This is a genomic window from Polynucleobacter sp. IMCC 29146, from assembly GCF_021395195.1.
Classification (GTDB): domain Bacteria; phylum Pseudomonadota; class Gammaproteobacteria; order Burkholderiales; family Burkholderiaceae; genus Polynucleobacter.
In genome coordinates this window covers 195,406-218,844 of record NZ_JAJVCR010000004.1, presented here as the reverse complement: position 1 = coordinate 218,844, position 23,439 = coordinate 195,406, and the positions used below count along the sequence as shown (strand labels likewise).

General features: G+C 47.2%; 19 protein-coding genes. 5 read left to right on the top strand and 14 right to left on the bottom strand.

Annotated elements, in window-relative coordinates:
* Positions 1–6 precede the first annotated feature (6 nt).
* The 14 genes from dusA to LZT22_RS06710 form a co-directional block, all read right to left on the bottom strand.
* Positions 7–1,101 (bottom strand): tRNA dihydrouridine(20/20a) synthase DusA, encoded by a 1,095-nt coding sequence (gene dusA, locus LZT22_RS06775; RefSeq protein ID WP_233924304.1) that lies wholly within the window; start codon positions 1,099–1,101, stop codon positions 7–9.
* Positions 1,073–2,890, bottom strand: coding sequence for a translational GTPase TypA (gene typA, locus LZT22_RS06770; protein ID WP_233924303.1), 1,818 nt, complete (start codon positions 2,888–2,890; stop codon positions 1,073–1,075). The genes dusA and typA overlap by 29 nt, the downstream gene beginning before the upstream one ends.
* Before the next feature lie 32 nt (positions 2,891–2,922).
* Positions 2,923–3,846, bottom strand: coding sequence for a tRNA pseudouridine(55) synthase TruB (gene truB / locus LZT22_RS06765; RefSeq protein WP_233924302.1), 924 nt, complete (start codon positions 3,844–3,846; stop codon positions 2,923–2,925).
* 18 nt (positions 3,847–3,864) lie between these two features.
* Complete coding sequence (rbfA, locus tag LZT22_RS06760; protein WP_233924301.1) at positions 3,865–4,236, bottom strand: 30S ribosome-binding factor RbfA; 372 nt, start codon at positions 4,234–4,236, stop codon at positions 3,865–3,867.
* A 15-nt stretch (positions 4,237–4,251) separates the two neighbouring features.
* Positions 4,252–7,023 (bottom strand): translation initiation factor IF-2, encoded by a 2,772-nt coding sequence (gene infB, locus LZT22_RS06755; RefSeq protein WP_233924300.1) that lies wholly within the window; start codon positions 7,021–7,023, stop codon positions 4,252–4,254.
* A gap of 13 nt (positions 7,024–7,036) precedes the next feature.
* Positions 7,037–8,515 carry a transcription termination factor NusA gene (gene nusA / locus LZT22_RS06750; RefSeq protein WP_233924299.1) on the bottom strand — a complete coding sequence of 493 codons (1,479 nt, stop codon included), beginning with the start codon at positions 8,513–8,515 and terminating at the stop codon, positions 7,037–7,039.
* Positions 8,512–9,003: a ribosome maturation factor RimP gene (rimP, locus tag LZT22_RS06745; protein ID WP_233924298.1), complete on the bottom strand. Its 492-nt coding sequence runs from the start codon at positions 9,001–9,003 to the stop codon at positions 8,512–8,514. Before rimP ends, nusA begins: the two co-directional genes overlap by 4 nt.
* A gap of 145 nt (positions 9,004–9,148) precedes the next feature.
* A complete protein-coding gene (locus tag LZT22_RS06740) occupies positions 9,149–10,906 on the bottom strand; it encodes a pseudouridine synthase (protein WP_233924297.1) in 1,758 nt (585 codons plus the stop codon).
* Complete coding sequence (gene scpB, locus LZT22_RS06735) at positions 10,899–11,513, bottom strand: SMC-Scp complex subunit ScpB (protein WP_370634814.1); 615 nt, start codon at positions 11,511–11,513, stop codon at positions 10,899–10,901. Before scpB ends, LZT22_RS06740 begins: the two co-directional genes overlap by 8 nt.
* Positions 11,514–11,669: 156 nt before the next feature.
* Positions 11,670–12,380 carry a C40 family peptidase gene (locus LZT22_RS06730; protein WP_233924296.1) on the bottom strand — a complete coding sequence of 237 codons (711 nt, stop codon included), beginning with the start codon at positions 12,378–12,380 and terminating at the stop codon, positions 11,670–11,672.
* Between the two features lie 38 nt (positions 12,381–12,418).
* A complete protein-coding gene (locus LZT22_RS06725) occupies positions 12,419–14,089 on the bottom strand; it encodes a dipeptide ABC transporter ATP-binding protein (protein WP_233924295.1) in 1,671 nt (556 codons plus the stop codon).
* Positions 14,082–15,113 (bottom strand): ABC transporter permease, encoded by a 1,032-nt coding sequence (locus tag LZT22_RS06720; RefSeq protein ID WP_233924294.1) that lies wholly within the window; start codon positions 15,111–15,113, stop codon positions 14,082–14,084. The genes LZT22_RS06725 and LZT22_RS06720 overlap by 8 nt, the downstream gene beginning before the upstream one ends.
* Positions 15,110–16,171 carry a microcin C ABC transporter permease YejB gene (locus LZT22_RS06715; protein WP_233924383.1) on the bottom strand — a complete coding sequence of 354 codons (1,062 nt, stop codon included), beginning with the start codon at positions 16,169–16,171 and terminating at the stop codon, positions 15,110–15,112. The genes LZT22_RS06720 and LZT22_RS06715 overlap by 4 nt, the downstream gene beginning before the upstream one ends.
* Before the next feature lie 11 nt (positions 16,172–16,182).
* Positions 16,183–18,054, bottom strand: coding sequence for an extracellular solute-binding protein (locus tag LZT22_RS06710; protein ID WP_233924293.1), 1,872 nt, complete (start codon positions 18,052–18,054; stop codon positions 16,183–16,185).
* A gap of 48 nt (positions 18,055–18,102) precedes the next feature.
* Here LZT22_RS06710 and fabI point away from each other — a divergent pair, with 48 nt between their 5' ends.
* From fabI to LZT22_RS06685, 5 genes are read left to right on the top strand one after another with little or no spacing between them, the layout of a single operon-like run.
* Positions 18,103–18,888: an enoyl-ACP reductase FabI gene (gene fabI, locus LZT22_RS06705; protein WP_233924292.1), complete on the top strand. Its 786-nt coding sequence runs from the start codon at positions 18,103–18,105 to the stop codon at positions 18,886–18,888.
* Positions 18,885–20,207: a chromate efflux transporter gene (gene chrA, locus LZT22_RS06700; protein ID WP_233924291.1), complete on the top strand. Its 1,323-nt coding sequence runs from the start codon at positions 18,885–18,887 to the stop codon at positions 20,205–20,207. The genes fabI and chrA overlap by 4 nt, the downstream gene beginning before the upstream one ends.
* Before the next feature lie 11 nt (positions 20,208–20,218).
* A complete protein-coding gene (locus tag LZT22_RS06695) occupies positions 20,219–21,112 on the top strand; it encodes a MaoC family dehydratase N-terminal domain-containing protein (RefSeq protein ID WP_233924290.1) in 894 nt (297 codons plus the stop codon).
* Between the two features lie 18 nt (positions 21,113–21,130).
* Positions 21,131–22,528 (top strand): MmgE/PrpD family protein, encoded by a 1,398-nt coding sequence (locus LZT22_RS06690; RefSeq protein WP_233924289.1) that lies wholly within the window; start codon positions 21,131–21,133, stop codon positions 22,526–22,528.
* Entirely contained in the window at positions 22,515–23,354 is an 840-nt protein-coding gene (locus LZT22_RS06685) for a CoA ester lyase (RefSeq protein WP_233924288.1), read from the top strand. Before LZT22_RS06690 ends, LZT22_RS06685 begins: the two co-directional genes overlap by 14 nt.
* The last annotated feature ends 85 nt before the right edge of the window (positions 23,355–23,439 follow it).

Below are 23,439 nucleotides of genomic sequence, written 5' to 3'. Positions count from 1 at the left end.
ATCAAATTATAGGGCAGTTTCTAGGTCAAAGGCAGCCCAATCGCCAAGCTCAAGGCTAGCCTCAAGGAAAAAGTCGGCAATGGCGGCTTTACTCTGTACCCGCGCTAGCGCATGATGATCTGATAAACGCTGTCGCCAATATCGTGAGCCTGCTCTGCCGTGTGCCAAGCCAATAATATGGCGGGTTATTGCCCCCAAATAAAAGGGTTTATTTGCCTCATTGCACCAGTCAAACCAAGCTTGAGATTGGCGCACTAAACCGATTTGAATGCGGTGCCACTCGGTTTCGCAAAGTAAATATCCGGCAGCCTCCCCATTGCTCTCAAGTAAATCATCCCAACCCAATAACATAGCGGGAAAGTGATAGGCGGAGCGCCCCACCATAAAACCATCAAAGTCTTGCCAATGCCCAGCGATTTGTGCATTATTTTCAAGCCCCCCATTTAGTAAAACCTTGAGCGCTGGAAAATGTGTTTGGGCATCGCGCCGCAGTTGCGCTGCTACCGCGTAATGTAGTGGCGGTTTGGTGCGATTTTCTTTAGGCGATAAGCCTTTTAATACAGCATTGCGCGCATGAATCGTCACTTGCTGAGCCCCCGCATCAGCCACGGCCAAAATGAAGTTCAAGGCAAATTGATAATCATTTGGCGAGGTAGAGGCATCCATTTGATTTAAACCTAAGCGCTGCTTTACCGAAATGGGTAAATGTGTAGCCTGGCTCATAGCCCGAACACATTGAGCCACTAATTCAGGTTCGGCCATTAAGCACGCGCCAAACGAGCCCCGCTGGACTCGCTCTGAAGGGCAACCACAATTCAAATCAATTTCACTATAGCCCCACTGCTCGGCCAAGACTGCGCACCGAGCTAAATCATCTGGCTCACTACCGCCCAATTGCAAAACGAGGGGGTGTTCTGTAGCAGAATAGTCAAGATGGCGCGGAATATCGCCATGCAATAAAGCACCCGTTGTGACCATTTCAGAATACAGCACTGCTTTTTTTGAAAGTTGACGATGAAATGATCGACAATGCCGATCAGTCCAGTCCATCATCGGGGCAACCGCTAAGCGTTTACTCGCGGGAGGCTTTCTTACGCTCATGCTCTTTAAGATACCGTTTACGTACCCGCACACTTTTGGGAGTCACCTCTACTAACTCATCATCACTAATAAACTCAACTGCATATTCCAAAGTTAAATCAATTGGGGTAACGAGGCGCACGGCCTCATCAGTTCCTGATGAGCGCACGTTGGTTAATTGCTTGCCCTTAATGGGGTTGACCACAATGTCGTTATCGCGACTATGAATACCAATTACCATACCCTCATATACAGGGCTGCCATGGCTAACAAACATCCGCCCACGATCTTGTAGTTTCCAAATTGCATATGCCACAGCCTCACCATCATCTTGGCTAATTAATACCCCATTATGACGCTCGCCTAGAATGCCATCTTTAGCAGGATAGTAGGCATCAAAGGTATGACTCAGCAAGCCATTGCCGCGGGTCATTGTCATGAAATCGCCTTGAAAGCCAATCAGGCCACGTGCGGGAATGCGGTACTCTAAGCGGGTGCGGCCTTTACCATCGCTTACCATGTCGAGTAATTCACCTTTACGCTTTCCCAACTCTTCCATGACGCTGCCCTGAGTCGCATCTTCAACGTCAACGGTTAGGTTTTCAAAGGGCTCCATTTTTACGCCATTTTCTTCGTGAAAGACAACACGCGGGCGAGAAACGGCCATTTCAAAGCCTTCGCGGCGCATGGTTTCAACCAAAATCGTTAAATGCAATTCCCCGCGACCTGAAACTTCGAACACCGTGTCGTCATCGGTTTCCCGGACCCGTAAAGCCATATTCGATTTTAATTCGCGATCTAAGCGCTCACGAATTTGGCGACTCGTCACAAACTTGCCTTCGCGACCCGCTAATGGGCTGGTATTTACCATAAAGTTCATAGTTAAAGTAGGCTCATCAATTTTTAGCATCGGCAATGGGTCCGGGGTATCCGGTGAGCAAATCGTCGTACCAATGGCTAACTCATCAATGCCGTTAACTAAAGCAATATCGCCAGCAATCGCTTCATCCACAACCTCGCGCTCAAGCCCCTTAAATTTCAGCACCTGATTTACTTTGCCCTTAAATGGCAAGCCATCTGGGCCATTCATGCAAATGACCTCCATACCTGGCTTAACACGGCCACGATTAACCCGACCAATACCAATCTTGCCAACATAGCTGTTGTAATCAATTGACGAAATTTGAAATTGCAAGGCGCCGTCGGGATCATCATCGCGCACTGGCACATGCTCTAATACGGCATCAAATAAAGGGCGCATGTCGCCCGAGCGTACATCCTCAGTAAGACCAGCGTAGCCATTTAAACCCGAAGCAAAGATTACTGGAAAGTCGAGCTGCTCTTCAGTGGCGCCCAACTTGTCAAACAACTCAAATGTGGCATTAATTACATAATCGCAACGGGCGCCAGGGCGGTCGACTTTATTTACGACCACGATTGGCTTTAATCCTAGTGCCAGCGCTTTCTTGGTCACAAAGCGGGTTTGTGGCATGGGGCCCTCAACCGCATCGACTAACAACAACACGCCATCCACCATCGAGAGCACGCGCTCTACTTCGCCGCCAAAGTCTGCATGGCCTGGCGTATCGACAATATTAATATGCGTACCATCGTATTCAACTGCACAATTCTTCGACAAAATCGTAATACCACGCTCTCTTTCAAGATCGTTCGAGTCCATCACCCGTTCAGTCATTTTTTCATTGCTACGGAAAGTGCCAGACTGACGCAGCAGTTGATCTACTAAAGTAGTTTTACCGTGGTCAACGTGAGCGATGATGGCGATATTACGAAGGGCGCGTTTGGTCATGTAATGCTTCTATCTAAGGAAAGGGAAATAAATTAAGAAACTTGGGAAATCAGGCGTCGTGGATGAAGGACGCCAGAGCGCCAATCAGCAGTGCCAATAAAATTATGGGGCGCAGAAGTAGCACGATAAATGCGCACTAAAACATCGGCCCAAGGGATGGCATGGCTTAGTGCTAACGGGACGCGCTGGCCAAGACCGAGACGTTTTGCCTGAAACTCATCGACCGTTAATTGTGGCAAGGTTTGTAACAAAGCGTCAATGGGAAGTAAGTCAACTCCTTTTTCAGCTCCTTTGGTTTGCAAGGCATCTAAAGTAATCGATTGTTGTAACGATAAATGACCCACAGCGGTGCGACGTAAGCCGACTAAATGCGCCCCGCAACCCAACATCGCGCCAAGATCTTCAGCCAAAACGCGAATATACGTACCCTTACTACAACTTACTTCTAGAGTCGCTTCAGGCCATTGAATTGCAAGCCAGCGAATGGAATGAATGGTAATATCGCGCGCAGTGCGCTCTAATTCAACCCCAGCGCGAGCATACTCATACAAAGGCTTGCCATCCCGCTTAAGCGCAGAATACATGGGCGGAACTTGTAAAATAGGTCCAGTAAAGCGGGGCAAAAGCGCCTCTAAAGCCGCTTGCAAAGCTGCCGCATCAGCAAATTCCGGTAAGACTTGCTGTTCAATAATGTCGCCTTCCGCATCGCCCGTGCTGGTACGAATACCAAAACGAATTTGGGCGATATAGGTTTTATCGGCATCTAATAAATCTTGTGAATATTTAGTCGCCTCTCCCAGACAAATCGGTAAGAGTCCGGTAGCCATTGGATCGAGGGTGCCCGTGTGGCCGGCTTTCTCAGCCTGCAAAGCACGCTTCACCGCAGTGACCGCGCCTTGGGAGCTAAGACCCACAGGCTTATCTAGCAATACCACTCCATCAACCCGTTGTGACATAAGAATCTCGGTCTTCGCTTAGTCTTTAGTCTCGCCAGCTTGATCACTTTGCACAGCTTGATCAATTAAGCGCGACATCTCAATACCACGCTCAACGGAAGTGTCGTGTACAAAATGCAAAGTAGGAATAGTGTGAATATGCAGGCGTTTAAATAAGATGGAATGCAAGTAGCCAGCTTTTTCTTGCAAGGCGGCTAAAGCATGATCGGGCTCAGCACCTAATACAGTAAAAAAAACTTTGGCATGGGCTAAATCGGGTGATAACTCAACCCCTTGCAAGGTAATTAAACCCAAAGATTTATCACGCAGTTCACGGGGAATCAGCTCAGCCAAATCACGTTGAATTTGGTCGGCTAATCGTTCATTGCGATGCGGGCTCGTTTTATGCATAGTATTGGCTGGAACTTAAAGTGTTCTAGCGACTTCAGTGACTTCAAAAACTTCGAGTTGATCACCCTCTTGAATATCATTTTGGTTTTTGAGTGACAGGCCACATTCAAAGCCGCCTTTGACTTCTTTCACGTCATCTTTAAAACGTTTAAGCGAATCTAATTCACCAGTCCAGGTAACGACGTTATCGCGCAGTAAACGGACTTTTGAATTGCGTTTAATTACGCCCTCTAAAACCATGCACCCTGCAATCGACCCAACCTTAGAAACGGTGAAGACTTGGCGAATTTCTACTAAACCGGTTATTTCCTCTTTCTTATCAGGTGTGAGCATGCCGCCTAAAGCCAATTTAACTTCATCGACTGCGTCATAAATAATGTTGTGATAACGAATATCAACACCATTGTTTTCGGCCAATTTACGCGCTAAGGCATCGGCGCGAGAATTAAAGCCAATAATGACGGCTTTCGAAGCTACCGCTAAGTTCACATCGGTTTCAGTAATGCCGCCTACACCTGCGTGCACAATTTGCACTTTTACTTCAGGGGTAGATAACTTTTGCAATGATTGTGATAAAGCCTCTTGTGATCCTTGAACGTCAGCCTTAATAATAATGGGCAAGAGCTTAGCCTCAATTGCGCCTTCACCCATATTTTCCATTAAGGTTTCTAACTTAACCGCTTGGGCTTTAGCTAACTTCACATCGCGGAACTTGCCTTGACGGAACAAAGCAATTTCGCGCGCTTTGCGCTCATCAGGAACAACTTGGACCGCTTCTCCAGCATCGGGAACTTCTGACAAGCCTTGAATTTCGACTGGAATCGATGGGCCGGCCTCATTACAAGGCTTCCCGTTTTCGTCTAACATGGCGCGCACGCGGCCAAACGATGAACCTGCTAACAACATATCGCCGCGACGTAAGGTACCCGATTGCACCAAAATTGTCGCTACCGGGCCTTTACCTTTATCTAAACGTGCTTCAATGACTAAGCCTTTGGCTGGTGCATCACGTGGTGCTTTGAGTTCGAGCACTTCAGCTTGCAGTAATACGTTTTCAAGCAAGGCATCGATACCTTCACCCGTTTTGGCAGATACCTGAATAAAAGGTGAGTCGCCGCCATACTCTTCGGGAACCACTTCTTCAGCAACCAATTCGGTTTTCACCCGATCAGGGTTTGAGTCGGGCTTATCAATTTTATTAATCGCGACGACTAAAGTCACTCCAGCAGCGCGAGCATGGTGAATCGCTTCTTTGGTTTGCGGCATCACACCGTCATCAGCTGCAACTACCAGAATAACAATATCCGTGGCCTTGGCGCCACGGGCGCGCATCGCTGTAAAAGCTTCGTGACCAGGGGTATCAAGGAAAGTAATGACGCCACGGGGCGTATCAACGTGGTAAGCACCAATGTGTTGGGTTATGCCGCCTGCTTCGCCAGAAGCTACCTTTGCTAAACGAATTTTATCGAGCAGTGAAGTCTTGCCATGATCAACGTGACCCATTACCGTTACTACTGGAGGGCGAGGTAATAATTCAGCGTCTTGCCCAGTAATACCTAAATCGAGATCAGGATCATCGAGTTTTGAGGCAATTGCTTTATGACCCATTTCTTCAACCAAAATCATCGCTGTATCTTGATCAAGCACTTGGTTAATGGTAACCATTTGACCCATACCCATCAACAGCTTAATTACTTCCGCACTCTTCACTGCCATACTATGTGCCAACTCTGCAACCGTGACGGTTTCTGGAACGTGTACATCGCGCACGATAGGCTCAGTGGGCGCTTGAAAATTCGTTTCGGGATTGCTCTCAGCAGCTGGAGTTGCGTGATGTTGCTTCCTGCGACCACCTCCGGAACGCCACCCACCACCAACACCACCCGAACTATCGCCGCGAGTTTTTAAAGTTGTTTTGCGTTTAGCTCCTTCTTCTTGCCAAGTTGAGGAAGTTTCGGCGGATTTAATTAACTTGCCGCCTACTTTAGCTGGCGTTTTTTTCTTGTCGTCCGCACCATCAGCTTTTAGGGGTTTATGTAAAGTGCCTTTTTTATCTTCTTCAGCGGCAATTTCACTGGGGGCTTTTAGTACGCGAGCTGGGGTACTCATCATTTCGCGAATGGCTAAAGCCTCGGTTTCGGCAGCCGCACGCCGTGTACGTAAATCGGTCAGCTTTGCTTCGGCCGCATCATGCAATTCTTTGGCAACCTTTTTGGCGGCCTCTAATTTCACTTTAGCAGTGGCAGCCTGTACACCGGGAGTCGCTTTTTCTTCGGCTTCAAAAGCATCTTTTTGACGCTTTTCTCTTGCCTCTTCTGCCGCCTTCATTTCATTTTCTTGCAAAGCCAAGAGTTCAGCTTGACGAGTTGCTTCAGCGGCGCGTTTTTCTAACTCTTCCTCAGAAAGAATCGATTTTTTATCTCCGCCAGTAGGTGATGCAGACTTTACGATAGGCTCTTCAACTGCCGCTTTAGCAGCCTCATCACCGCGCTTTACTAAGACTCGCTTTTTGCGCACCTCAACTTGAACGGTACGGGTACGACCAGCAGAATCGGCCTGACGAATTTCGGACGATTCACGCTTAATTAAGGTAATCTTTTTACGATTGCCTGTATCGGCATTACCATGCTCTTTTTGTAAATGCTCTAACAAGACGGTCTTATCCTTTTCAGTGATCTTATCGTCCACTGATTCTTTCGTAATTCCAGCCGCGTTTAATTGCTGCAAGAGCTCAGCTGCCGAGCGTTTGAGCTCTTGAGAGAGTGCTTTTACTGTGGTTGTTGCCATACCCTGCTTCCTCTCATGAAGTAAACCAATGTTCGCGCGCTTTCATGATGAGCGTTTTCGCAGTTTCTTCGTCAATCTGGGTTGCCTCTACCAGTTCATCTACCGCCAGCTCAGCGAGATCATCACGAGTGTGGACATTGTTTTGAGCTAATTTAGCAAGCAACTCTGGCGTAACGCCATCGAGCGACAGTAAATCTTGAGATACTTCGCCCAAGCGTTCTTCTTTAGCAATTTCCATGGTTAATAAAGAATCGCGCGCACGGGTACGAAGCTCATTAATCGTATCTTCATCAAAGGCTTCGATTTCTAACATTTCAGTGAGAGGAACATAAGCCACCTCTTCTAAAGTATTAAAGCCTTCTGCGATCAAAATCTCAGCCACCTCAAGGTCGACGTCGAGTTTATCGATAAACAATTGACGCGTGACAACTGCCTCTTTCTCGGTTTTCTCAGCCGACTCTTCAGGCGTCATGATATTGATTTGCCAAGCTGTTAATTCGCTGGCTAAGCGCACGTTTTGGCCGCTACGGCCAATAGCAATGGCGAGGTTCTCTTCGTCAACCACCACATCCATGGCATGGCGCTCTTCGTCAACCACAATAGATGAAACCTGTGCTGGTGCTAATGCGCCAATGACAAATTGGGCCGGGTCTTCGGACCACAAAACAATATCTACCGCCTCACCAGCAACCTCGTTGCGCACCGCAGTCACGCGCGTACCACGTACGCCAACGCAAGTGCCAATTGGGTCAATTCGTTTGTCGTAAGTTACGACCGCAATTTTGGCACGAATACCAGGGTCACGAGCAGCGCCTTTAATTTCCAATAAGCCCTGCTCCATTTCAGGAACTTCGTTTTCAAATAATTTTATTAAAAACTCGGGACAAGTGCGTGAGAGTTCAATTTGCGGGCCCCGTGCCTCACGGTCAACTTTGAGAATATAGGCTCTAACTCGGTCGCCCGAGCGTAAATTTTCTTTTGGAATCATTTGATCGCGACGTAATAAGGCTTCTACTCGACCAGACTCAACAATCAAACCATTTTTATCAGCACGCTTAACTGTGCCCGTCATAACCTTTTCGCCACGCTCGAGATAATCATTCAAAATTTGTTCGCGTTCCGCATCACGAATGCGTTGCAAAATAACTTGTTTGGCAGCTTGCGCACCAATACGCCCAAAAGCCATCGATTCAATTTGCTCTTCAATGAAGTCGCCAACTTCCATTTCAGGAATTTGTTCTTGCGCTTCAAAATGCAGAATTTCTTTATCTGGCTCTTGCAATCCAGCTTCGTTGGGCACAACTAACCAACGACGAAAAGATTCATACTCGCCACTTTCGCGATCAATGGATACGCGAATATCGACACCTTCGTCGTACCGTTTTTTTGTTGCTGATGCTAGCGCTAATTCAAGGGCCTCGAAAACAATTTCGCGATCCACATTCTTTTCGCGCGCTAGCGCATCTGCCAACATGAGAACTTCTCGACTCATGATTTTTTTCCTTTGAAATCAATAACAGGGACTAACCGAGTTTTTTCTACCTCGGCCAATGAAAAAACCAACTCTGATGGCGTACCATCACTTGCTGCAAAAATTAAACCAAATTTGGCATCGGCAGAATTCAATTCACCACTCACCAAACCTTGCAATACCCCTTGGAAATGCTTACGGTTCGCAACCGCTACCCGTAATTTCAAATCGACTTCAAAACCCACAAACCGCATAAAATCAGCGGCTGTTTTTACTGTGCGATCGAGACCTGGCGAGGAAACTTCCAAACGCTCGTACGGAATGTTTTCCACTGGCAGGGTGTAAGTCAATTGATGACTTACCTTTTCGCAATCTTGCACTGAAACTAAACGTTCAAAATCGGGGTTTTCAATCGTGATGCGCAGCAAACCGCGGCCCTCACGCTCAATATCAACGAGCGTATAGCCTAAATTTTCCACCTCGGCAGCAATAACTTGCTGTTCTTTCACGCGATTCCCCAAAAAAAAATGGGCTTCAAAGCCCATATTCTTAAATTCAGAACAGGCCAGCTTACGTTGATCGCAACATCGGCTGGTTACTACAAACAAACTACGAGAGCGAAATTATAGCTGATTTAGGAAAACCTGAGTGAAATCAGAAGCTTTCGCTGGGGGTGCGTGGCTTTCTGGGGCCTTTATGAAAAGGCTTGCGTCCTTTAGGGCCGGTTCTTTTAGGGCCATTTCCAGGTGAACCACCGCCTAGTTTGCCTCCTCCCCCAGTACCTGGTGGATTAAAGGCATGCCCATGGTGCACCTTTTTCCCTTTGTATTTACTGCTGCCGTTACTGGCTCCATGGCTATTACCGCCATTACCCGAACGACCTTGATGGGTTAAGCCGCGATGTTGGCTCGCTAACTGTAAGGCCTCTCTTGAACCCCAATAAGAAACTGAGGTTTGCATTGGATCAGGCTGAAAATCAGGGCTATCGACTGAGTTTGCGCCGCCAATGCGGCCGTGGGAACCTTGACCAGCCCCCTGGCGGTGACCTTGCCCAGAACGACCTTTGTCTTGACCGCCCTGTGGCACCTTTAAACCCGCCGCTTTCATTAATTGGGTAACGCCTTCAGGGGGAACCTCCTCCCATTTGCCCCGTCGTAAACGGGGTGGCAAGAGAAAAATACCGTAGCGCGTGCGAAGTAAACGCGACACAGTATGTCCCGTAGCTTCAAACATCCGGCGTACTTCACGATTTTTACCTTCAGTTAAGGCCACGTGATACCAGCGGTTAGCGCCCTCGCCTCCACCAGCAGAAAGGCGTAAAAAGCGAGCCTGCCCATCGTCAAGTTGAATGCCACTTTTCAGCTCAGTTTGTTGCTCATTACTCAGTTCGCCCAAAATGCGCACAGCGTATTCTCGCTCAACCCCATAACGTGGATGCATTAAACGGTTAGCTAGCTCACCGGAAGTGGTAAATAGCAATAAGCCTTCAGTATTAAAGTCTAGGCGCCCAACCGCAATCCAGCGACCCTGTCGGGCTTTAGGCAAGCGGTCAAAAACAGTAGGACGACCCTCAGGATCAGATTGACTCACAATTTCACCAGCGGGCTTGTGATACAAAATAACGCGCGGTGGTTTGGTATGAATTTTGCGATGTACCGGCTTGCCATTAATTCGGACTTGATCGGTAGGGCCCACCCGCTGGCCAATATGCGCCGGCATACTATTGACTGAGACGCGCCCTTGCACAATCAAGTCTTCCATTTCGCGACGGGAGCCCATGCCAACATCAGCTAAAACTTTATGTAATTTAATCGTATCTTCGTCATCCGCATCATCATCTAAACCGTCTAGATCTGACCAGACTTCATCGCGCATGCTTAAGGGCAAATCATCCACATTAGAAAACTGCAGATTACTTAAATCGTTGTTTGCGCTGTCTTCATCCTCAGAATCATCGCTGATATTTAACTCATTACTTTTTATTTCGCTAGCTTGATGTGAAATTGCAGATTCATCCTCATCATTTAATAAGGGCGTAGCAACGGTTTCCAATTCAGGGGCATCTAGAGCAGCATCAAATTCTCCCGATACAACTGCATTAAATAGGGCTGCGCTTTCTGCGGCCAAAGCTGGATCAGCTTTCGCTACCGCATGATTGGGTTTGTGGTTAGACTGATGATTAGGCTGGTGGCCACCTGAGCGATCGCCTTCGCGCTTCGCTTTATCACGAAAATTGCGTGATTTAAATGGATGCTTACTCGGGCGTCGAGGACGAACTGCTGAACTCGTATCACCACCTTCGCTATTTACTGCAGTTGCGCTAGCAGGGGTGGAATCAGCGGGCGCTGCATTCGCGGGTACTGCACTGGTGGGCGCTGATCCTGCTGCGGCGTCGTTGTTATCACTACTCATTGGGGCGGTCTATTGGGTTGGTTTCAATCACATCGGTAACGCTTAACTTCGTTTCAAACTCAATTACCGCTTGCGCCAAAGGCTCCATAGATGGATTAGCGTCTTCTAGCATCGGCAAGCTTTGTAAATTGCTTAAACCAAGATCATTTAAAAATTGTTTGGTCGTCGCGTACAAGCCAGGGCGACCGATCGTCTCTTTATGGCCAATGACCTCAACCCAAGAGCGGTCTTCTAACTGTTTCATCACATTGGTACTGACGGTAACACCACGAATTTCTTCAATCTCACCACGCGTGACGGGTTGACGGTACGCAATAATCGCCAACGTCTCCATGACTGCCCGTGAATATTTAGGGGGCTTCTCCGGCGTGAGGCGATCGAGGTATTCGCGCATCGATAAGCGGCTTTGAAAGCGCCAGCCGGTAGCAATGCGGACTAATTCCATACCACTCTCTTGCCACTCTCCTTGCAGTTCGAGCAAAATAACTTCCAACTCTTTGGCACTCACCTCTTCGACAAATAGACGGGTTAAATCAACCGTGGTGATGGGCTCTTGAGCACAGAGGAGCGCAGTTTCAACAATGCGCTTAGTTTGAATTGCATCCATAAAATTCTGCCATCAGGGTAGCCTGAAAAGCATTTAAAAAGGTAATCTGTTCAGGTTTATTGGGGGTGATTTTCTTTTACTTCGCGCCACATACACAAAATGCGATGCTTGTAGCTATGTGCTCTAAATTCACCAATTGGTGAGTATAAAGGAGGCTTAGAGATTACGGGTGGTTTTCTTAAGGGCCTTAAATTCTTTCATCAGGGCATTGCGCTCTTCATCACTGAAGGAATCGGAGCCATCTAAACGTCGAGCACCATCAAAACGCTTATCCCAATAGACCTCTCGCATATCGTCAACCCGCACACTGGCATTTTTGGCGGGCGAATGTAAAAACTTGTTATCCCCCACATAAATGCCAACGTGAGAAAAGGTTAAACGCATGGTGTTAAAGAATACCAAGTCCCCAGGCTGCAGTTCCTCACGGGAGACTGGCTTACCCACTCGACTCATTTGGGATGACTTGCGGGGCAGCAAAAAGCTCAACTTATCATTAAAAACATAACTTACGAAGGAGCTAGCGTCAAAGCCAGACTGAGCAAACTCACTACCCCAACGGTAGCGCACACCAATCATTTCCATCGCCTGATTAATGAGATTTTCCGAGTTACCGGTAACCGAACCAACGAGCTTATCTGTGACCCGCGCGAATAGACTTTTACTGCTGTCCTTGCCAGTGTCTTTATACGCGTCTTTCGTCGTCTCGCTAATGGCGTCTTTATTCGCTTCTTTACCGTTATCGGCTAGCGATTGAGCCTGTACCGCGGCCGAAAACACAAAAGCCAAGCAAATTATTCCGGCTAAAGGCTTGAGGCAATTTATAAGCCCTTGATTTGCAAGGGTAATCTGTTCATTTTTCAGTGACATTACTCGATTCTATCAAAAAATAAAGGGGCTGGGGAAGATTAAGTGAGTTCCGCAGCTTTAAACAGATCGCGCGTGTAAGCATGGCGCGGGTTAGCGATGACCATTTCAGTATCCCCCCGCTCGATAACCTTGCCCCCTTTTAGAACCATAATCTCATGCGACATAGCCCGAATCACGGCTAAATCATGGCTAATGATGAGATAAGCCAAATTATATTTGTGCTGCAGTTGGCTGAGCAAGGCCAGAACTTGTTTTTGAATCGTCACATCGAGTGCAGAAGTGGGTTCATCTAACACTAAAATTTGAGGTCGCAAAATTAAGGCTCGCGCTATAGCGATACGCTGGCGCTGACCTCCCGAAAATTCATGGGGATAACGATTTAATACTGAACGATCTAAGCCAACCTCGCGCAAGATATCTACCACCCGGGCCTCACGCTCAGGCGCACTTAATTTTGGAAAATGCACATCAAGACCCTCGGCTACTATTTCCATCACCGTCATGCGGGGAGATAAAGAGCCAAATGGATCTTGAAAAATCACTTGTAAGTTTGAGCGCATTGCGCGGCGTTGGAGCGCGTTTAACTTGCCCCACACTTGCCCCAACACATCCACCTCACCCGAGGTCACGGCACTTGAATCACCTAATAAACCGAGAATAGCCATTCCTAAAGTTGTTTTGCCAGAGCCAGATTCGCCAATCACGCCAATCGTTTGACCTTGCCGTAAGGTCAGACCAACCTGCTTTAAAACCGTATGTCGCGGCGCTTTGGCAAACCAGCCCTTACGCGCAGAGCTGGGATATGAAACGGATAAATCATGCGCTTCTAGCAAAACCGGTGCTAATGGCATCAGTGGTAATAATTCCCGTACAGGTTCGCTATTTACTAAAGCTGCGGTATATGCATTCTCTGGATGCTTAAACACTTGCTCGGTTGGTCCTACTTCCATTAGGCAACCTTGATTCAGTACGGCAACCCGATGCGCAAAGTGGTGCACTAAATTCAGATCATGGGTAATTAATAAAATAGCCATGCCACCATCCGCCTTGGCTTCTTCTTGTAAATCTTTCAACAAATCTAAAATTTGTAATCGCAAGCTCACATCTAAAGCGGTAGTCGGTTCATCGGCGATTAAAAGTCGGGGCTTACAAGCCAGCGCCATCGCAATCATCGCGCGTTGACGCTGCCCACCTGATAACTGATGAGGATAGTCGTAAAAACGCCGCTCGGCTTCTGCAATGCCAGTTTTTTTCAAGAGGCTGATTGCTGCACTAACGCACTGGGCCTTCGAGAGTAGCGGTTGATGAATCAATACCGCTTCTATTACCTGATTGCCAATGGTATATAGCGGATTTAGCGCTGTCATTGGCTCTTGAAAAATCATCGCAATTTCGCGCCCCCGAATCGAGCGAATTTGCTCAATTGGCAAACTTAATAGATTCACTTCGCGGCTGGCATGGGCATCTAACCCAGCATCGCCATGCCACCAAATTTTGCCGCTGACCTTAGCGCCTTCGGGCTCTAATTGCAAAGGTGCTAAAGCAGAAAGGGTTTTACCAGAACCCGACTCGCCCACTAAGGCTACCCGCTCGCCAACGCCAATGGATAAATTAAAGTCGCGGAGGGCAAATTTTTCACGGCGCCCAACACCAAAAGAAATGGACACATTTTCATAGCGCAACAAACTGGTTCGATCTAACTCAGACACCACTCGGTAACCCCGCTAAAGAACCACTTTTCCGCGAATCAAATGCGTCACGTAAAGCCTCGCCCATAAAAGTCAGTAAAAGTAATAGGGCCACTAGCACAATAAAAGTTGAAATTGAAATCCACCAGGCATCTAAATTTCCTTTGCCTTGGGACAGTAATTCACCCAAGCTAGGAGTACCAGGGGGAACACCTAAGCCTAAAAAGTCTAGGCTGGTTAAAGAAAGAATCGCCGCACTCATGCGAAATGGTAGGAAGGTAATAACTGGTGTCAAACTATTTGGCAGAATATGACGCCGCATTATTTGTAAATTGGTGAGCCCAAGGGCCCGCGCAGCACGTACATATTCAAGCGCACGATTACGAAAAAATTCAGCGCGTACATAATCGGAAAGCCCCATCCATCCAAAAGCAGCTAATAAAATAATTAATAACCAAATACTCGGATTGAAGATCGAGGCAAAAATGATAAGTAAATATAATTCGGGCATTGCCGACCAAATTTCAATGAGACGTTGCGACACTAAGTCAAACTTACCGCCAAAAAAACCCATTAAGGAGCCTGTGATAATGCCTACTGAGACACCCACTACCGTTAAAGCAATGCCAAACAAAATGGATAAACGTAAGCCGTAAATTAAACGTGCAAGCACATCGCGACCACGATCATCGGTGCCAAGCCAATTTTCAGCCGAGGGGGCTGCAGGATTTGGTTCGCGGGAAAAATAATTCAGCGTCTCATAGCTATAGGGAATTAGTGGATAGATTGCCCAATTCCCATGCGTCGTGATATTGCGACGAATATCGGGATCTAAAAAATCAGTTGGGGTAGCAAAATCGCCACCAAACACTGTTTCCGCAGGGTTATGGGCAATCGGAAAATAAAACTGGCCTTGATAGCGAACAATCAATGGTTTGTCATTGGCAATGAGTTCTGCACACAAACTTAATCCAAAAAGAATCGTAAAAATCCATAGGCTGGCATAGCCAATACGATTGGCTTTAAAGCGCGCCCAGCGATTCAAGAGCCTCCTCCAGCACCGAACTGAATACGCGGATCAATGAATACATAACAAAGATCAGAAATCAACTTGGTAAATAGCCCAATTAATGTGAAGAGATATAAAGTACCAAACACCACGGGATAGTCACGGCGCATAACTGATTCATAAGATAACAAGCCTAAGCCATCAAGTGAAAATAAGGTTTCGATGAGTAATGAGCCAGCAAAAAAAGCGCCAATAAAAGCCGCTGGGAAACCCGTCACCAATGGTAATAAAGCATTGCGAAATACATGCTTCCACAAAACCTGACGCTCTGTTAAGCCTTTAGCCCTTGCCGTAAGAACGTATTGTTTTCGAATCTCTTCCAAAAAAGAATTTTTGGTCAGCATGGTAATGACCGCAAAACTGCCTAAGACCATGGCCGTAATGGGTAAGACTAAATGCCATAAATAATCTAGAATTTTACTGAGAAGATTTAAATCATTCCAATTGTCAGAAGTAAGTCCTCGCAAAGGAAATATTTGTAAAAAACTGCCCCCACCAAACAAGACTAAGAGTAAAACGCCCAAAACAAATCCTGGAATGGCATAGCCCACCAAAATCAGTAAGCTAGTCACCGCATCAAAACGCGAGCCCTCACGCACTGCCTTCGCAATACCTAGGGGGATCGAGACTAAATAGGTAATAAAAAAAGTCCATAAGCCAATACTGATTGAAACCGGTAGCTTCGTCACAATTAAATCCCAGACCCGTTGGTGTTGGTAATAACTTTCACCCAAATCAAATTGGATAAAGCGTTTTAGCATGGTGAAGTAACGCTCTAGAGGCGGCTTATCAAAGCCATACAAGGCTTTTACTTCCGCTAAACGTTCAGCATCTAAACCTTGACGTCCCCGATAATTACTGCCACCGCCGGATGACTCAGCGCTCACCGCTGCGTCGCCCTTCCCTTTTAACTCCATCATTAATTGCTCAACAGGACCTCCAGGCACAAACTGTACAACTACAAAGGTGAGGGTCAAGACCCCCAAAATTGTGGGGATCATTAACAGTAAGCGCTTCAGAATATAGGCCCAGATTTGTCCGCGCATTATTTTTCCTCTCGCCACCAGTTCGATAAAATCCAGCCCTCAGCCATGTAGTACAAAGGCGGCTTGGGAAAGCGCATCTCTTTACGATAGGCGATCCGATGCGTGGGGTTGTACCACTGCGGAATGACGTAATAACTATTCCACAAGACGCGATCGAGAGCACGACTAGCCGTGGTCAGTTGTTCACGAGTTTCGGCTTTTACAATTGCGTCAATGAGTGCATCGACTACTGGTGATTGCACCCCGATGACGTTATCAGAACCCTTTTCTTTGGCCGCATTACTACCAAAACGATCCCATAACTCATTACCAGGGCTTTGCGAATCAGGAAAACGAATGGTGGTCATATCAAAATCATACTCATCCATACGCTTTTGATGCAAAGCAAAGTCGCTAGTGCGAATTTCAACTTTAATGCCGAGCTTCTCTAAATTGCGCACATAAGCTGAGATGACACGCAAAAAGAAGGGGCCATCTTCAACCATCTCAAAGCGAAACTGTTCGCCTTTGGCATTACGTAAGGCCCCATCCCGATAAGTCCAGCCCGCTTGGGCTAACAAATCACGAGCGCTACGTAAGTTTTGTCGCAAACTGCTTGGCGGAGCAGTTGACGGAGCCGCAGGCATCGCACCAAAAACTGCAGGGGGAACCCACTGGGGATAGCGCGCCTGCAAGGGTAGCAATAATTTCATTTCAGCAGCAGTGGGAACCGTTTCGCCAGCAAAATTGGCACTCAAATCACTATTGGTAAAGTAACTATTAATACGACTATATTGATTATAAAAAAGCTGTCGATTAAGCCATTCAAAATCTAAGGCGTAGCCTAAGGCTTGGCGTACTCGTGCATCTTGAAATAGAGGTCGCCGCAAATTCATCGCGAAGCCTTGCATGCCAGCGCCATTAAAATTCGGAAAATCTTTTTTCAATAAAGTGCCATCATTAAACTTCGGCCCGACAAAACTTTTCGCCCAATTCTTGGCGCGATACTCGACTAATGCATCAAACTCTCCAGCTTTAAATGCTTCTAATCGGACGGCATCATCGCTATACAACTTATAGACCACGCGGTCGAAATTAAAGAAACCGATCCGGACATTGACCTTGAAGTTGGGTTGATCAGCCCAGTAGCGGGGGTTACGTTTAAAGATCATGGTCTTACCCGCTTTATATGACTCAATTAAATAGGGTCCGCTTCCCAAGGGGATTTCAAACGCTAACTTATCAAAAGCAGTTATCGAGCCATCAGGTCGCTTGCCCCAGAAGCGTGAAAAAATAGGTAGGGAGCCAACCATAACCGGTAACTCGGTATTGCGATTTTTAAAATCAAACCGAATCTCGCGCTCCGAAATCACGACTGCTTGTTTTACATCGGCATAGACGGTGCGAAATTGGGGGTTAGCTAGCTTGCTCATTAAAGTGTCGTAGCTATGTTTCACATCAGCCGCCAAAATAGGGCTACCATCTGAAAAACTCGCTTGCGGCCGAATTCGGAAAGTAACTGACATTTTGTCTTTGGCCACCGCAATATCTTCGGCAATGAGGCCATAAGCGCTAGATACTTCGTCGGCACTGCCTACTGTCAGCGATTCAAACATCAGTTGCGCTACGCCTGGAGCGGTAACCCCACGCAGCGTAAAAGGATTGAACTTATCAAAACTCGTGCGCCGGTCCGGATTGGGCAAAGTTAAGGTGCCACCCCGTGGCGCTAGGGGGTTGACATAATCAAAGTGGGGAAACCCAGTGGCATACTTAGGGTTACCGTATTGGGCTATTCCCTCACTGGCTAAGGCTTGGGGCACCGGTAGTAATAAAGCGAAGCTAACTGTCAGATAGCTCGCTAGGGTGCGAATTGGGGGTTTAAGACGAAGCATATGCAACAATTGTAGATAGCAAACCACATTTGATGCAAAGGATCTAAGATGGGCTTTCTCGCTGGCAAAAAAATTCTCATTACCGGACTATTGTCAAACCGCTCCATAGCCTATGGCATCGCCACTGCCTGCAGGCGTGAAGGGGCTGAACTCGCCTTCACTTATGTCGGCGAGCGCTTCAAAGATCGAGCCGTTGAATTTGCTAAAGAATTCGAAACTAGCCTCATATTTGACTGCGATGTTAGTAGCGATGATCAAATAAAAGCCTTGTTTGTGGATTTAGGCAAACATTGGCCCCAATTCGATGGGCTAGTTCATGCGATTGGCTTTGCCCCACGCGATGCAATCGCGGGCGAATTTTTAGACGGCTTTACCCGTGAAAATTTTCGTATTGCCCATGACATCTCGGCCTACAGCTTCCCAGCTTTAGCTAAAGAGGCCATGCCTTGGCTTAGCGCTGATGCCTCTTTACTAACCCTGACTTATTTAGGCGCTTTGCGCGCGATTCCGAATTACAACTTAATGGGGCTGGCGAAAGCCTCCTTAGAATCGTCGGTACGTTATTTGGCAAGTTGCTTAGGACCCAAAGGTATTCGCACCAACGGAATTTCAGCTGGTCCAATTAAAACACTTGCTGCCTCTGGTATCAAAGACTTTAGTAAGCTTCTCAATATCGTTGCTAGCTCGGCCCCCTTACGCCGCAATGTCACTATCGATGATGTTGGCAATACGGCAGCCTTTTTACTGTCGAATTTATCGAGCGGTATCACTGGCGAAATTATTTATGTCGATTGTGGTTTTAGTCACACCGCAATCGATTCAGGATCAGTTTGAAGCCAGTCGCACTGCGCGAGGCGCTCAGTTTTTGGCTTAAGCTCGGTTTTATTAGTTTTGGCGGCCCCACTGGACAAATCGCTATCTTGCATCAAGAAGTCGTTGAAAAACGCCACTGGATATCAGAGCGCCGTTTTTTGCATGCGCTAAATTACTGTATGGTTTTACCGGGGCCCGAAGCCCAGCAACTAGTAACTTATATTGGCTGGTTAATGCATCGCAATCTTGGTGGAATTTTAGCGGGTAGTTTATTCGTGCTGCCATCCTTATTTATTTTAATTGCGCTTTCGTGGGTTTACATCCGCTTTGGGCAAGTACCGATTATTGCGGCGATTTTTTTTGGCATCAAACCCGCCGTTACTGCAATAGTCATTCAGGCAGTTCAGCGCATTGGCTCACGAGCGCTTAAACATCAAGCGCTTTGGTACATTGCAGCAGCCTCCTTCATCGCCATCTTTATTTTCAATTTAGCGTTTCCAATAATTATTATTTTGGCTGCGCTAATCGGCATGTGGGGAGGCAAGCGTTATCCCACTGTGTTTGCCATCACAGGAAGTTCCCATGGCAAAAAATCTGACGGGACAACTGTACCGGCCCTAATTGATGATGACACGCCAATACCCGAACATGCCCGTTTCCATTTAAAAAAATTCATCATGCACTCAGTTGTTGGTCTTGGTCTATGGATTGCCCCGATAGCCTTACTCATTGCACTCTTTGATTGGAAATCACTTTACCCGCAACTGGCTTGGTTTTTTACCAAAGCTGCCCTTCTCACTTTTGGCGGCGCTTATGCTGTACTACCCTATGTTTATCAGGGCGCGGTTGATCAATACCATTGGCTTACTGCAGGGCAAATGATTGACGGACTTGCTTTAGGTGAAACCACGCCTGGACCTTTGATTATGATTGTGGCCTTCGTTGGTTTTTTAGCGGGCTACGCCCAACATCTTTTTGGCAGTATGAATGCCTTTTGGGCTGGTGCCTTTGCTGCGACTGTCGTTACTTGGTTTACTTTTTTACCATCTTTCTTATTTATTTTGCTTGGCGCACCGCTCATCGAATCGACACATGGCAAGCTGAGTTTTACAGCGCCCCTAACTGCAATAACCGCAGCAGTCGTTGGCGTGATTGCCAATCTTGGCCTGTTCTTTGCCTACCACGTCTTCTTTCCCCATGGTTTAGCAGGTACGATTTCTTGGTTCAGTATCCTGATCTTTATTGGCGCAGCCATTGCCCTGTTACGCTATAAAAAAGGGGTCATGCCAGTTCTGGGTTGCGCAGCACTAGCGGGGCTGGCAAGCTTACTATTGCCGTAGCACAATAGCGTATGCGCATCGAACCGAATACCATCAAACACCTGCAAGAGTGGGTTGGCAAAACTGAAGTCGTCCATGATCAAGTTACCGTAGCGCCAATCAATTGCTTGGCTGCCACACTCGATTACCCCGATCTCGTCAATTCCTCTGAGCCTACAGCTTTAGCGTTACCCGAACTATGGCATTGGCTTTATTTTTTGCCGCATGCACGCCAAACAGAAATTGGTCCTGATGGTCATCCCCAACGCGGTGGTTTTTTACCGCCCGTGCCATTGCCACGACGGATGTGGGCAGGTGGGCGCCTCGACTGGCCTAACCCTCTTAACCCATTACTTGTCGGCGATCAAATTGAAAAGGTATCAACTATTGAATCAGTAACGCATAAAGCAGGCCGCAGCGGCGATCTTATATTTGTCTTGGTACGCCATACCATTTCAAATCAAGCGGGTTTAGCTTTAATCGAAGAGCATGATATTGTTTACCGCGATTCGCCTAGCGCTAACGAAAAACCGATCGTTCCTACCCCCGCACCCCAAAATGCGCGCTGGACTAAAACAATTACCCCGACCGATGTCCTTTTGTTTCGTTATTCTGCCCTTACTTTTAATGGCCATCGAATTCATTACGATCGACGCTATGTCACTGAGGTTGAGGGCTACCCTGGCTTAATCGTGCATGGGCCCTTAATTGCAACTTTACTAGTTGATTTAGTGCGGCAAAGTATTTCAAATTGCACCCTCAAGCATTTTGAGTTTCGTGCCATCCGACCTAGCTTTGACCTTAACCCATTTACCGTTTGTGCGGTTCCAGATATCACTAGCGATCCTAGTGGTAAAACCATTCAGGTGTGGGCACAAGATCATGAAGGCTGGCTCACCATGCAAGCTACTGCAGTTTTAAATTAAATATCTCCCCTTTCAACCATGAAAAATTACTCAGCTGAATTAGCCCACTTCGCGGCAAACTTATCTGCTCAAGCAATTCCTGCCAGCGTCATGAATCGCGCCGAGGATTTATTAGTTGATTGGTTTGGTTCAGTAATCGCCGGAAAAAGTGCTAAGCCAGTAGAAATCATCGCGCAATTTGCCCAACAAATGGGGCCCCATTTCAGTCATTCCCAAACTAATCTTGCAGGTACTGCAGAAATACTCTTGACGCGTCAACCCTCTAGTCCCTACTTAGCAGCCATGGCTAATGCTGCGGCTTCACATGTGGCCGAGCAAGATGATGTGCATAACGGCTCAGTTTTTCATCCCGCCACCATAGTCTTTCCAGCAGCGCTAGCCTGTGCTCAGGCCTTAGGTCGGTCAGGCGAAGAATTGTTAGTGGCGGCAGTAGCAGGTTATGAAGTCGGCATTCGGGTGGGAGAATTTTTAGGTCGATCGCACTATAAAGTCTTTCACACTACGGGCACTGCTGGCACCCTCGCCGCGGCAGCAACCGTAGGTCGCTTACTCAATCTCTCTACTGCGCAAATGCTGCATGCCTTTGGCTCTGCAGGAACCCAATCGGCTGGTTTATGGGAATTTTTACGCGATGCTGCAGATTCAAAACAATTACATACCGCGCATGCCGCAGCGGCAGGCCTCATGTCTGCCTATCTAGCCCAAGCCGGCTTTACTGGAGCGCAACATATTTTGGAAGGGCCGCAAGGTTTGGCGGCAGGCACGTCGAGCGATGCCGATCCTAAAAAATTATTAGATGGCCTCGGACAACGGTGGGCCTTAGCAGAGACCAGCTTTAAATATCATGCCTCGTGCCGCCATACGCACCCTGCGGCTGATGCCCTTCTTCAGGTCATGCAGAGGTATCAACTGCAAGCGAGTGATATTCAGCGCATTGAAGCATTGGTGCATCAAGGTGCCATTGATGTTCTCGGACTTGTAATTGATCCAAGCTCAGTCCACCAATCCAAATTTTCAATGGGCACAGTCTTAGCTTTAGCGGCTTACTATCAATTTTTAGGCTTATCTGAATTTGCCACCCACTATCACGATGAGGCCATTTGTAATTTACGTGATCGTGTAACCATGATTTTAGATGACGAGGTTGATCAAGCTTACCCCCAACGTTGGATTGGCAAAGTCAAAGTCTTTTTGACCGATGGTCGATGCCTTGAGGGGCGCGTCGATGAACCCAAAGGCGATCCTGGCAATACCCTTAGTCGCCCCGAAATAACCGCAAAAGCCATGCGCTTAGCACAATTTAGTGGCGGGGCAAGTGCAGCTGAAATGACTGCAGCGATCGAAGCCCTTTGGCACATTCGTAGTTGTCCTAAAATAGGTTTTTTATTAAAGCCCTGTGATCATGAGCCCTCTTGAAACTTCGCTCGCCTTTTGTACCAACTTTTTGTTTGTCCCTGGCACTAGGTCTGATCGCTTTCTTAAAGCCCTTAATAGTGGGGCTAGTGGCGTCATTATTGATCTCGAAGATGCAGTTGGTCCAAATGATAAAGAAACTGCGCGAACCCAATTACGGGAAGCTTGGGGCACGTTTAGCGCGGCTCAAAAAAAACAGCTGGTCATCCGTATTAATGCCCCAGGAACAAAATATTATGGTGCCGATTTATCCCTGGCACAGGAAATCTATGCGCCCTGTTTACTAATTCCAAAAAGTGAATCGCTCGACCAAATTAATGGTGTTGCGCAAATTTTACCCAACACTGCCATTATTCCTATGATAGAAACTGCGCTCGGCCTTGATCGACTCAAAGAAATTGCCAATGCCCAACAAGTTTTACGTTTAGCTTTGGGTAATTTAGATTTACAAGCTGATTTAGGAATGGTGTGTGATGAGCAAGAAAGTGAACTACTCACTGCCCGTTTCCAATTAGTCTTTCAATCACGGGTGGCCGAAATTGCACCCCCAATTGATGGCGTAACAACTAGCACGACCGATGAAAACAGGATTAGCGCTGACGCTGCCCGGGCTAAACGCATGGGCTTTGGCGGTAAATTATGTATTCACCCTAAACAAATTGGCTTAGTACGCCAAGCCTTTGACCCTAGTAGTGCCGAAATTGAGTGGGCTAAACGGGTTATAAAAGCGGACTATGAATCCCACGGAGGAGCTGTCAAATTGGATGGGCGCATGATCGATCGGCCAGTCGTAATATTGGCGCAAAGAACCCTCAATCAAGCCAAATAGCCCTTATTTTGGCGCTGAATTGCTGGTAAACACCTATCTTTTCAAATCATTGCTAGTGGCAGAATAAACGAGTTATCTATCGGAG